The organism is Achromobacter sp. 1011791174 (assembly GCF_059760925.1).
This window is the reverse complement of record NZ_JCBANH010000036.1, coordinates 19,772-31,602: the sequence shown is the minus strand read 5'-3', so window position 1 is coordinate 31,602 and position 11,831 is coordinate 19,772. Positions and strand designations below refer to the sequence as shown.

The following is an 11,831-nucleotide window of genomic DNA, read 5'->3' as shown; positions in this document are numbered from 1 at the left end:
TCAAATATAAACATGGCTCGCGCCGCGATCCCGCGGCCAGCCAAGGAGACAAGATGGGCTTGACCACGCACGTACTCGACACCATGCACGGGTGTCCCGCGCAGGGCATGGAGGTGGCGCTCTACGCCACCGAAGGCGACGACGCCACGCTGATCCGCCGTTTCGCGCTCAACCACGACGGCCGCAGCGACCAGCCGCTGTACACCGCGCAGGACCTGAAGATCGGCACCTACCGGCTGGTCTTCGACGTGGCCGGCTATTTCAGGCAGCGGGGCGTGGCCCTGCCCGAACCCAACTTCCTGAACCGGGTCAGCCTGGACTTCGGCGTGGCGCACACGGACCAGCACTATCACGTGCCGCTGCTGGTCAGCCCCTGGAGCTACTCCACCTATCGCGGCTCATGACGCCGGGTGGCAGGCGCCCCGGATCAGGGTATTCCTGATGCCGTCGGGACGCCTGCGGGGGTAGTTTTGCCGCCACACTTTGCATACAATTTTCGTATCTTGATCGCAGCGGTGCGGGGTCCTGCGGACCTTGTGCGCGATCTGTTTTCTGCTTACAGCGCCCGCGGTGGTAAGCAGTGCGGCAGAGCCCATGGCCGGCTCTGCCCACTGCGGGAGCGTAAATGGAAGGCTATTACCTGGATTGGGTCAATCTGCTGCTGCGCTGGGCCCACATCATCGCCGCGATCGCCTGGATCGGCGCCTCGTTCTACTTCGTCATGCTGGACAACAGCCTGGAAAAGCCCCGCGACCAGGAGTCGCTGGACAAGGGCGTCGGCGGCGAGCAATGGGCGGTGCATGGCGGCGGTTTCTACAACATGCAGAAGTACGCGGTGCAGCCCAAGCGGCTGCCCGAGCATCTGCACTGGTCGTTCTGGGAAAGCTACAGCACCTGGCTGACCGGCTTCGCGCTGTTCACCGTGTCCTACCTGTGGAACGCCAGCACCTACCTGATAGACCGATCGAAGATGGACTGGCAGCCCGGCACCGCCGTGGCCGTCGCGCTGGCCTTCTTCGTGGTCTTCTGGCTGGTCTACGACGGCATCTGCCGGCTGTTCGGCCGTGGCAGGCACGGCGACGTCGTCGTCGGCGCGCTGGTGGCGGTGTTCATCGCGGCGGCCTCGTGGCTGGCCTGTCACTGGTTCGCCGGCCGCGCCGCCTTCCTGCTGGTGGGCGCCATGATGGCCACCACCATGAGCGCCAACGTGTTCTTCTGGATCATTCCCGGCCAGCGCAAGAACGTCGCCGCGATGAAGGCCGGCCTGCCGGTGGACCCCGTGCACGGCCAGCGCGGCAAGCAGCGCAGCGTGCACAACACCTATTTCACTCTGCCGGTGGTGTTCGCCATGATGAGCAACCACTACAGCGTCACCTACACCCATCCGCAGAACTGGCTGGTGCTGCTGCTGATCATGCTGGGCGGCGCGGCCGTGCGCCAGTTCTTCGTGGTGCGCCACCGCTTCAAGCTGGGCAACGCCCGCAATCCGCTGGGCTATGCGCTGCTGGGCGTCGCCGTGCTGGGCCTGACGCTGATGTGGATGCGTCCCGAGCCGCGCCCCGAGATCCGCGCCGACCGTTCCGCACCGGCCCCTTCGGCCGCCGCGACGCTGGCCGCCTCGGTGGTGCCGCCGGCGGCCGCCGCCCCGGCCCCCGGCGCGGATTTCGGGCGGGTGCAGAAGGTGGTGGAACAGCGCTGCCTGCTGTGCCACGGCGCGCAGGTGCAAATGAAGAACGTGCGCCTGGACTCGCCCCAGGAAATCGCCAGCCACGCGCAGGCCATCTACCAGCAGGTGGTGGTGTCGCGCGTGATGCCGATGAGCAATTCCACCGGCATGACCGACGACGAACGCGCGCTGATCGACACCTGGTTCAAGGCGGGCGCGCCCACGCGCTAGGCCCGCCCGCGGGAGCGGCCTGTTGCCGCTCCCGTTCCGCCCCTTCCCCTTCCATCCTTCCTCCCTCGCCTTCATGCCCATCTACGACGCCACGCTGCCCTACCCCCGCGACCTGGCCGGCTACGGCCGCAATCCGCCGCACGCGCGGTGGCCGGGCGGCGCGCGCATCGCCGTGCAGTTCGTGCTGAACTACGAGGAAGGCGGCGAGAACTCGGTGCTGCACGGCGACCCCGGCTCCGAGCAGTTCCTGTCCGAGATGTTCAATCCGGCCAGCTACCCGGACCGCCACCTTTCCATGGAGAGCATCTACGAATATGGCTCGCGCGCCGGCGTCTGGCGCATCCTGCGCGAGTTCGAGAAGCGGCGGCTGCCGCTGACGGTGTTCGGCGTGGGCATGGCCTTGCAGCGCCATCCCGAGCTGGCCACGGCCTGCGTCGAACTGGGCCACGAGATCGCCTGCCACGGCTGGCGCTGGGTGCATTACCAGGACGTGGACGAGGCCACCGAGCGCGAACACATGTTCCTGGGCATGCAGGCCATCGAACAGCTGACCGGCGCGCGCCCGCTGGGCTGGTACACCGGCCGCGACAGCCCCCGCACGCGCCGGCTGGTGGCCGACTATGGCGGCTTCGAGTACGACAGCGACTACTACGGCGACGACCTGCCGTTCTGGATGCAGGTGCGCAGAAGCGACGGCGAGGTCGTGCCGCAGCTGATCGTGCCCTACACGCTGGACTGCAACGACATGCGCTTCGCGCTGCCGCAGGGCTATTCGCACGCCGAGCCCTTCTTCCAGTACCTGAAGGACAGCTTCGACGCGCTCTACGCCGAAGGCGACGAGACCCCCAAGATGCTCAGCATCGGCATGCATTGCCGCCTGCTGGGCCGGCCGGGCCGCATCGTGGCGCTGCAGCGCTTCCTGGACTACATCGCGGCGCGCGATCGCGTCTGGATCTGCCGCCGGCTGGACATCGCCCGCCACTGGCGCGCCATCCATCCCTTCCCCTCCACCCGTTGATGTCGACTCCGACCCACATGGCCTACACCCTGGAACAGCTCAATGCCGCCACGACCGACGAGGCCGTGGCCATGCTCGACGGCCTGTACGAGCATTCGCCCTGGATCGCCCGGCAGGCCCTGGCCTCGCGGCCGTTCCGCTCGCTGCCGCAGCTGCAGGACGCGCTGCGGCGCGTGCTGGACGAGGCCGATGCCGAGGCCGGCCTGGCGCTGATCCGCGCCCACCCGGAGCTGGCCGGCCGCGCCATGCAGGACAACAGCCTGACGGCCGAATCCACCCACGAGCAGGACAAGGCCGGCCTGACCCATTGCTCGCCCGAGGAACTGGCGCGGCTGCGGCAGCTCAACGCCGACTATCTGGCCCGCTTCGGCTTTCCCTTCATCCTGGCCGTGCGCGGTCCGCGCGGCATCGGCCTGACGCGCGGCCAGATCATCGCCACCTTCGAGCGCCGGCTGGACAATCCGCCCGACGTCGAATTCCGCGAGGCGCTGCGCAACATCCACCGCATCGTCGAGATCCGCCTGGCCGACAAGTTCGGCCTGGATCTGACACTGGGCAACGACATCTGGGACTGGCATGAGCGGCTCAGCGTCCACAGCGATCCGGGCTACGCCGAACAGGGCCAGCTCACCGTCACCTACCTGACGGACGCGCACCGCGCCTGCGCCCAGCGCATCAGCCACTGGATGCGCGACTGCGGCTTCGACGAAGTCGAGATCGACGCCGTGGGCAACGTGGTCGGCCGCTACCGCGCCGAGCGGGCCGACGCCGCCACGCTGATGACCGGCAGCCATTACGACACGGTGCGCAACGGCGGCAAGTACGACGGCCGGCTGGGCATCTTCGTGCCCATGGCCTGCGTGCGGGAACTTCACCGCCAGGGCCGGCGCCTGCCCTATCACCTGGAAGTGATCGGCTTCGCCGAGGAGGAAGGCCAGCGCTACGCCGCCACCTTCCTGGGCTCGGGCGCGCTGGTCGGCGACTTCAAGCAGGAATGGCTGGACCAGCGCGACGCCCAGGGCATCACGATGCGCGAAGCCATGCAGCACGCCGGCCTGTGCATCGACGACATCCCCACGCTGCGCCGCGATCCCGCGCGCTACCTGGGTTTCGTCGAAGTGCACATCGAACAAGGCCCGGTGCTGTTCGAGATGGGCCTGCCGCTGGGCGTGGTCACCTCGATCAACGGCAGCGTGCGCTACCGTGGCCGCATCGTCGGCATGGCCAGCCATGCCGGCACCACCCCCATGGACCGCCGGCGCGACGCGGCCGCCGCCACGGCCGAGCTGGCCCTGTATCTGGAACGGCGCGCGGCGCGCGACGGCGACTCGGTCGGCACCATGGGCATGCTGGACGTGCCCAACGGCTCGATCAACGTGGTGCCCGGCGAATGCCGCTTCAGCCTGGACCTGCGCGCGCCCGGCAACGCCCAGCGCGACGCGCTGGCGACCGACGTGCTGGCCGAGCTGGCCGCCATCTGCCAGCGCCGGGGCCTGCGCTGCGAACTGGAAGAGACCCTGCGCGCCGCCGCCGCGCCCAGCGCGCCGGCCTGGCAGGCGCGCTGGGAACGCGCGGTCGAGGCGCTGGGCCTGCCCGTGCATCGCATGCCCAGCGGCGCCGGCCACGACGCCATGAAGCTGCACGAGGCCATGCCGCAAGCCATGCTGTTCGTGCGCGGCCAGAATTTCGGCATCAGCCACAATCCGCTCGAATCCACCACCGCCAACGACATGCAGCTGGCGGCGCAGGCCCTGCGCCACCTGCTCGATGCGCTGGCGCATGAGATGACACGTTGAACCCGGAGACACACAAGATGACAGACTATTCGAAACTCGACGCCTGGGTGGACGCCCACTTCGACGAGGAAGTGCGCTTCCTGCAGGAACTGGTGCGCGTGCCCACCGACACCCCGCCGGGCAATAATGCCCCGCACGCCGAGCGCACCGCCGAGCTGCTGCGGGCCTTCGGCATGCAGGCCGAGGCCCACCCCGTGCCCGAGCAGGAAGTGCACGACTACGGCCTGCAATCGATCACCAACCTGATCGTGCGGCGCGAGTACGGCCCTGGCCGCCGCGTGGCCCTGAACGCCCACGGCGACGTGGTGCCGCCCGGCGAAGGCTGGCGCCACGACCCCTACGGCGCCCAGATCGAGGATGGCAATCTGTACGGCCGCGCCGCCGCCGTCAGCAAGAGCGACTTCGCCAGCTTCACCTTCGCCGTGCGCGCGCTGGAGGCCGTGGCCGCGCCCCGCCATGGCGCGGTCGAGCTGCATTTCACCTACGACGAGGAATTCGGCGGCCTGCTGGGACCGGGCTGGCTGCTGCGACAGGGCCTGACCAAGCCCGACCTGCTGATCGCGGCCGGCTTCAGCTACGCCGTGGTGTCGGCGCACAACGGCTGCCTGCAGATGGAAGTCACCGTGTACGGCGAAATGGCGCACGCGGCCGTGCCCGAGACCGGCGTGGACGCGCTGCAGGGCGCGGTCCGGGTCCTGAACGCGCTGTACGCGCAGAATGCGCGCTATCGCGAGGTCCGCTCGCAGGTGCCGGGCATCACCCACCCCTACCTGAATGTCGGCCGCATCGAAGGCGGCACCAACACCAACGTGGTGCCCGGCAAGGTCAGCTTCAAGCTGGACCGCCGCATGATCCCCGAGGAAAACGCCGCCGAGGTGGAAGCCGACATCCACCGCGTCATCGAAGACGCCGCCGCGACCTTTCCCGGCATCCGCGTCGAGATCAAGCGGCTGCTGCTGGCCAACGCCATGCGTCCGCTGCCCGGCAACAAGCCGCTGGTGGACGCCATCCAGCGGCACGGCCGGGAGATCTTCGGCGAGGACATCCCGGCGCTGGGCACCCCGCTCTACACCGACGTGCGGCTGTACGCCGAGGCCGGCATCCCCGGCGTGATCTACGGCGCCGGCCCGCGCACGGTGCTGGAGTCCCACGCCAAGCGCAACGACGAACGCGTCGCGCTGGAAGACCTGCGCCGCGCCACCAAGGTCATCGCCCGCGCGCTGGCCGACCTGCTGCAGCCGCAGTAGCCCCTGTCCCCAAGCCTTGATCCGCGCCCCGCAGCCCCCCGGCCTCGGGTGCGCGCGGCATCCCGCGATTCACCGTCGAATTCCCATTTCCGAATACACAAACCAAGCCAGCCAGAAGTCAGACTAGGCACATACGTAACGCAGCAGTTGTATCCACCAGGAGACCACGCATGCCGTCCACGCCGTCCGCTTACTCCCAGGGGTGTCCGCCAGACCGGCATCCCGTCGACCAACGCCTTCCCAATATCAAGCTGGCCGCCCTGGGCCTGCAGCACGTGCTCGTGATGTACGCCGGCGCCGTCGCGGTGCCGCTCATCATCGGCCGGGCGCTGCAGCTCAGCGCCGAGGAAGTGGCCATGCTGATCTCCGCCGACCTGTTCTGTTGCGGGCTGATCACGCTGATCCAGACGCTGGGCGCCACGCGCTGGTTCGGCATCCAGCTGCCCGTCATGATGGGCGTCACCTTCGCCTCGGTCGCGCCCATGGCGGCCATGGCCACGGCCGAGCCGGGGCCGGCGGGCGCGCAGCTGCTGTTCGGCTCCATCATCGGCGCGGGCGTGGTGTCCATCCTGATCGCGCCCGCCGTCAGCCGCATGCTGCGCTTCTTTCCGCCGGTGGTCACCGGCACCATCATCGCCGTTATCGGCATCACGCTGATGCGCGTGGGCATCAACTGGATCTTCGGCAACCCCGTCGGCCCGACCGCGCCGGCCATCGTCGACCCGGCCTACGCCAAGTGGCTGGCCGACGTGACCGCGCCCGGCGGCCAGGCGCCCCCCCTGCCGCAGGGCTTCGCCATCCAGCCCTCGGTGCCCAACCCGAAGTACGCCGACCCGGTCGGCCTGGGCATCGCGGCCGTGGTGCTGCTGTCCATCCTGCTCATCGTCAAGTACGCGCGCGGCTTCGTCGCCAATATCTCGGTGCTGCTGGGCATCGTGGTCGGCGCCATCGCCGCCTCGGCCGCCGGCATCATGACCTTCGAGAAAATGGACCAGGCCGCCTGGTTCGACATCGTGCTGCCCTTCCACTTCGGCATGCCGCGCTTCGACATCATGATGATCCTGACCATGTCGCTGATCATGGTGGTGGTGATGATCGAGTCCACCGGCATGTTCCTGGCGCTGGGCTCCATGACGTCGCGCGAAATCACCCAGAAGGACCTGGCCCGGGGCCTGCGCACCGACGGCCTGGGCACGCTGCTGGGCGGCATCTTCAACACCTTTCCGTACACCAGCTTCTCGCAGAACGTGGGGCTGGTGGCGGTGACCGGCGTCAAGAGCCGCTATGTCTGCGCCGCCGGCGGGCTGATCCTGCTGGTGCTGGGCCTGCTGCCCAAGATCGCGGCGCTGGTCGAATCGCTGCCCACCGTGGTGCTGGGCGGCGCCGGCATCGTCATGTTCGGCATGGTCGCCGCCACCGGCATCCGCATCCTGTCGGGCGTGGACTTCAAGACCAACCGCAACAACGCCATGATCGTGGCGGTCTCGATCGGCATCGGCATGGTGCCGCTGATCGCGCCCCACTTCAAGCAATGGATGCCGCATTCCGTGCATCCGCTGGTGGAGTCCGGCATCCTGCTGTCGTCGGTGACGGCGGTGCTGCTGAACCTGTTCCTGAACGGCGCGCAGCATGATGAACGCGCGGTGATCGCGGCGGCGAGCCAGGCGGAGAGTCATTGAGGCGACGGCGGCATCTGCCGCCATCCCTCCCTACGCGTCCCTGGTCACCCGCAAGATCTCCTCCGGCGACGTCCGCCCCTCATCCACCCAGCGCTGCCCGTCTTCCCGCATGCTGCGCATGCCGGCGGCCGTCGCCGCGATCCGCAGTTCGCGCTCGTCGCGGCCCTCGTGGATCAGGCGGCGCGCCTCGTCGTCCACGCTGAACAGCTCGTGGATGCCCGAGCGGCCGCTGTAGCCGGTGTGGTTGCAGGCGGCGCAGCCGACCGGATGGTAGACGCGGCGGCCCTCGTGTTCGGCCGGCTGCTTGCAGGCCGGGCACAGCTGGCGCACCAGGCGCTGGGCCAGCACGCCCAGCAGCGACGAGGCCAGCAGGAAGGGCTCCACGCCCATGTCGGTCAGGCGGGTGACGGCGGACACGGCGTCGTTGGTGTGCAGCGTGGCCAGCACCAGGTGGCCGGTGAGCGAGGCCTGCACCGCGATCTGCGCGGTTTCCAGGTCGCGGATCTCGCCGATCATGATGACGTCGGGGTCTTGCCGCAGGATGGCGCGCAGCGCCAGCGCGAAGCTCATGTCGATCTTGGCGTTGACCTGGGTCTGGCTGATGCCGGGCAGGTCGTACTCGATCGGATCCTCGACGGTGAGGATGTTGCTGGTGGACGCGTCCAGCCGGCTCAGCGCGGCGTACAGCGTGGTGGTCTTGCCGCTGCCGGTGGGGCCGGTGACCAGCACGATGCCGTGCGGCTGGCGGATCAGGCGGTCCAGCCGCTCCAGCACGCCGGCGCTCATGCCCAGGCGTTCGAGCTTGAGCCGGCCGGCTTCCTTGTCCAAAAGGCGCAGCACGGCGCGCTCGCCGTGACCGGTCGGCAAGGTGGACACGCGCACGTCGATCGGCCGTCCGCCCACGCGCAGCGCGATGCGGCCGTCCTGCGGCAGGCGTTTCTCGGCGATGTCCAGGTGGGCCATGATCTTGATGCGCGAGATCAGCGCGGCATGCAGCGCCTTGCGCGGGCTGACCACGTCGCGCAGCGTGCCGTCGACGCGGTAGCGCACCACCGAATGGGTCTCGAAGGGCTCGATGTGGATGTCGCTGGCGCCATCGCGCGCGGCCTGGGCGAACAGCGCGTTGATCATGCGGATGACGGGCGCGTCGTCCTGGGCCTCCAGCAGGTCGGCCACCTCGGGCATGTCCTGCAGCAGCCGGTCCAGGTCGATCTCGTTCTCGGCCACGCCCATGACCGAGGCGGCGTCCTCGGCATGGCTGTAGGCGGCCGTCAGCAGCGTTTCCAGCGCCTCGTCCTCGACCTGCGCCACCTCCACGTCGCCGTGGCAGCGGCGGATCTCGCGCAGCGCCCATTCCGGCGTGCGCGGGCTGACCGTCAGCTGGGCGCGGCCGCCGCGCAGCGACAGCACGGCGCGCTGGGCGCGCGCCCAGGCATAGGGCAAGGGGTGGGCGCTCATGCGGCCGCTCCCGCCGTCGCTTGCAAGGCGGCGTTCATAGGTGCGACACCACTTCGCTCTTGTAGCCCAGCTCGCGCAACAGGCGGGTGGCAGTGGACACCGTGCCCGGATCCTTGGCGACCTGACTGCGCACCACGTAGCCCATGCCGCCGGGACCGGCCTGCACATAGGCCTGCAGGCCGCTGCCACGCACGCGCTGGGCGATGCGCTCGGCGTCGGACTGCGAGTCCACCGAGGCGAATTGCAGCGTGGCGCTGGATTTGTCGGCCTCGCCATACAGCGAGGCGGGGTCGCGCGCCACGCTCACGCCCAGCGGCATGCTGACGCGGAACGGCTGGGCCGGATCGCTGGTCTGGCGCGCGGCCGGATACTGGCGCACGGCGAAGGACTCCACCGTCGCGGGCGGCGGGCGACGCATGGTCTCGGCCAGGTTCTCCGGCCGCATGTCGTAGGCATTGCCCGACACCGACGGCGCCGAGCCCGGCGCCGTCAGCATGGGCGCCTGCTGGTTGGGCAGCAGCCAGTGATCGCCCGGCTGCGCGCCGGCCTGGGCGCGGCGCATGTAGTCGTAGCGATCCATGGTGACGCCGGCGGCGCGGTTGGCGTCGCGCATCACATAGGGGCGCAGGAACACCATCAGGTTGGTCTTGGTGCGCTTGCGGCTGTCGTAGCGGAACAGATTGCCCAGCACCGGAATGGCGCTCAGGCCCGGAACGGCGTTGGAGCTGAGCGTGACGCTGTCTTCCAGCAGGCCGCCCAGCACGATGATCTGGCCATCGTCGACCAGCACGCTGGTGTCGATGGCGCGCTTGTTGGTGACGATGCCGTTGGTGATCGACGAACGGCTTTCGTCGATGCTGCTGACTTCCTGGTAGATGTCCAGCTTGACCGTGCCGCCTTCGGAGATCTGCGGGCGGATGTTCAGCTTCAGGCCCACGTCCTCGCGCTCGATGGTCTGGAACGGGTTGTTGCTGCCGTTGCTGCCGTTGGTGACGTACTGGCCGGTCACGAAGGGCACGGTCTTGCCGACCAGGATGCTGGCGGACTGGTTGTCCAGCGTCAGCAGGTTCGGCGTGGACAGGATGTTGGCCTCGCCGGTGTTCTGCATCGCGCGCGCCAGCACGCCCAGATTTATGACCTTGTTGCCCAGCACGTCGACCGTGCCCTTGACCACGCCCAGCGTCATGCCGCCGCCCAGCGCGTCGATCGAGGTCGGCCCCTTGCCGGACAGGCCGCTGCCGCCCAGGTTGGTGCCGCCGATGAAGCTGGTGCCGCCGCTGTTGATGTTGCCGGCGCCGGTCATCCACTGGATGCCGAACTCGGCCGCCTTGGCCTCGCTGACTTCCACGATCAGGCTTTCCACCAGTACCTGCGCGCGGCGCTGGTCGAGCTGGTCGATCACTTCGCGCAGACTGCGGTACAGCGGCTCGGGCGCGGAGATGATCAGCGAGTTGGTGGCCGGATCGGCCTGGATGGTGGCGCCGCCGGCGGAATACGACACCGCCTGGTTGCCGTTGTCGTCGCGCGCGATGCGATCCTGTTCGCCGGACAGCCCGCCCTTGTTGGACGAGGTCGACGAGGAACCGCCCAGTCCCTGCTGGCCGCCCTGGTTCACGGACGTGCGCTGGGCGCGCGCGCCGCCGCCCTGCGCGCCGGGCATGGTCGCGCCCTGCGGCGCGCCCGCGCCGGTGGCGGCGTTGGCCTGCCCGGTCAGCAGGCCGCCCAGCACTTCGGCGATGCGGGTGGCCTGGGCGTTGCGCATATAGACCACGTGCAGGTTGCCGCCTCGGTTCTGCTGCGCGTCCAGCTTCTGGATCAGCTCGCGCGCCAGCTTGGTGCGCGCGGGACTGCCGGCGCGCACCAGCACGCTGTTGCTGCGCGGATCGGCCACCACCGCGATGCGCTGGGTCGGGTCATTGCCCTGCGTGTCCAGCAGCTGCGAGGCCAGCACGGCGATGTCGGACGCGATGCCGGAACGCACCGGCACCACGTCGGTGTCGATGGAGCTGGGCACGTCGATGCGGGCGATCACCGCCGCGATGCGCTCCAGGTTGTCGGCGTAGTCGGTGACCACCAGCGTGTTGTTGCCGGGATAGGCGTTGACCGGGTTGTTGGGCGGCACCATCGGGCGCAGCACCGGCACCAGGTTGGCGGCGTTCTCGTACTTGAGCGGGAACACGCGGGTCAGCATCTCGCCGCCGCCTCCCGCGCCGCGCGCGAAGCTGGACACCGACACCGGCGCGCCCTTGGCCGCCGGACGCGGATCGCCCACCACCGCGCTGCCCTGCAGCTTGGCGTCGGCTTCGGGCACCACGCGGGTCACGCCGTCCACATCGACAATGGCGAAGCCCTGCAGGCGCAGCGCGCCGGTCAGCATGGACAGGGCCTGGTTGCTGTCCACCGGACGGTCCGAGACCAGCGTGAGCTTGCCCTTGACGCGCGGGTCCACCAGGAAGTTGCGCTGCGTGAAGAGCGACAGCGCGCGCAGCACGGCGGGAATGTCGGTATCCACGAAATTCAGGCTGACACGATTGTCGGCCTGTTGAGCGTAGGCGGGGCTGGCCGCCGGCCCGATCTGGCTGGCGGCCAACAGGACCGCCAGGCTGAGTTGCGCGAATTGACGCATGACGAAGGTGTGCCTGAGACGTGAAATCGTGTGAAAAAACGTGAATTCGCGTCGGAGTATACGGGGTGACACTGCAACACTACGGTCATATTCCAAGGGCAAGGTGGCGG

At 69.0% G+C, this 11,831-nt stretch carries 8 protein-coding genes; 6 read left to right on the top strand and 2 right to left on the bottom strand.

Going from position 1 to position 11,831, the window contains the following annotated elements; all coding sequences use genetic code 11:
* The first annotated feature begins 53 nt into the window (after positions 1–53).
* The 6 genes from uraH (at position 54) to AC6LJ5_RS14570 (ending at position 7,637) form a co-directional block, all read left to right on the top strand.
* Positions 54–404, top strand: coding sequence for a hydroxyisourate hydrolase (gene uraH / locus AC6LJ5_RS14595; protein ID WP_103273952.1), 351 nt, complete (start codon positions 54–56; stop codon positions 402–404).
* 221 nt (positions 405–625) lie between these two features.
* On the top strand, positions 626–1,897 hold the full coding sequence (locus tag AC6LJ5_RS14590) for a urate hydroxylase PuuD (protein ID WP_498140829.1): 1,272 nt from the start codon (positions 626–628) through the stop codon (positions 1,895–1,897).
* A gap of 73 nt (positions 1,898–1,970) precedes the next feature.
* A complete protein-coding gene (gene puuE / locus AC6LJ5_RS14585; protein ID WP_392409580.1) occupies positions 1,971–2,915 on the top strand; it encodes an allantoinase PuuE in 945 nt (314 codons plus the stop codon).
* A 17-nt stretch (positions 2,916–2,932) separates the two neighbouring features.
* Positions 2,933–4,711: a 2-oxo-4-hydroxy-4-carboxy-5-ureidoimidazoline decarboxylase gene (gene uraD / locus AC6LJ5_RS14580; RefSeq protein ID WP_498140848.1), complete on the top strand. Its 1,779-nt coding sequence runs from the start codon at positions 2,933–2,935 to the stop codon at positions 4,709–4,711.
* A gap of 17 nt (positions 4,712–4,728) precedes the next feature.
* Positions 4,729–5,958, top strand: a complete 1,230-nt coding sequence (locus AC6LJ5_RS14575) for a M20 family metallopeptidase (protein ID WP_498140828.1) — start codon at positions 4,729–4,731, stop codon at positions 5,956–5,958.
* 170 nt (positions 5,959–6,128) lie between these two features.
* Complete coding sequence (locus AC6LJ5_RS14570; protein ID WP_103273947.1) at positions 6,129–7,637, top strand: nucleobase:cation symporter-2 family protein; 1,509 nt, start codon at positions 6,129–6,131, stop codon at positions 7,635–7,637.
* A gap of 30 nt (positions 7,638–7,667) precedes the next feature.
* On the opposite strand, the gene gspE is transcribed toward AC6LJ5_RS14570, so the two are convergent.
* Both gspE and gspD read right to left on the bottom strand, forming a co-directional pair.
* The gene (gene gspE / locus AC6LJ5_RS14565; RefSeq protein WP_212321123.1) at positions 7,668–9,095 is read right to left on the bottom strand and encodes a type II secretion system ATPase GspE; all 1,428 of its coding nucleotides are present in this window, start codon (positions 9,093–9,095) and stop codon (positions 7,668–7,670) included.
* A 34-nt stretch (positions 9,096–9,129) separates the two neighbouring features.
* Positions 9,130–11,721, bottom strand: a complete 2,592-nt coding sequence (gspD, locus tag AC6LJ5_RS14560) for a type II secretion system secretin GspD (protein ID WP_498140827.1) — start codon at positions 11,719–11,721, stop codon at positions 9,130–9,132.
* Between the last annotated feature and the right edge of the window lie 110 nt (positions 11,722–11,831).

Bases quoted from the DNA above. Each gene is read 5' to 3' on its own strand.
- uraD (WP_498140848.1), top strand. From the start codon at position 2,933: ATGGCCTACACCCTGGAACAGCTCAATGCCGCCACGACCGACGAGGCC.
- uraH (WP_103273952.1), top strand. From the start codon at position 54: ATGGGCTTGACCACGCACGTACTCGACACCATGCACGGGTGTCCCGCG.
- gspD (WP_498140827.1), bottom strand. From the start codon at position 11,721: ATGCGTCAATTCGCGCAACTCAGCCTGGCGGTCCTGTTGGCCGCCAGC.
- gspE (WP_212321123.1), bottom strand. From the start codon at position 9,095: ATGAGCGCCCACCCCTTGCCCTATGCCTGGGCGCGCGCCCAGCGCGCC.
- AC6LJ5_RS14575 (WP_498140828.1), top strand. From the start codon at position 4,729: ATGACAGACTATTCGAAACTCGACGCCTGGGTGGACGCCCACTTCGAC.
- AC6LJ5_RS14570 (WP_103273947.1), top strand. From the start codon at position 6,129: ATGCCGTCCACGCCGTCCGCTTACTCCCAGGGGTGTCCGCCAGACCGG.
- puuE (WP_392409580.1), top strand. From the start codon at position 1,971: ATGCCCATCTACGACGCCACGCTGCCCTACCCCCGCGACCTGGCCGGC.
- AC6LJ5_RS14590 (WP_498140829.1), top strand. From the start codon at position 626: ATGGAAGGCTATTACCTGGATTGGGTCAATCTGCTGCTGCGCTGGGCC.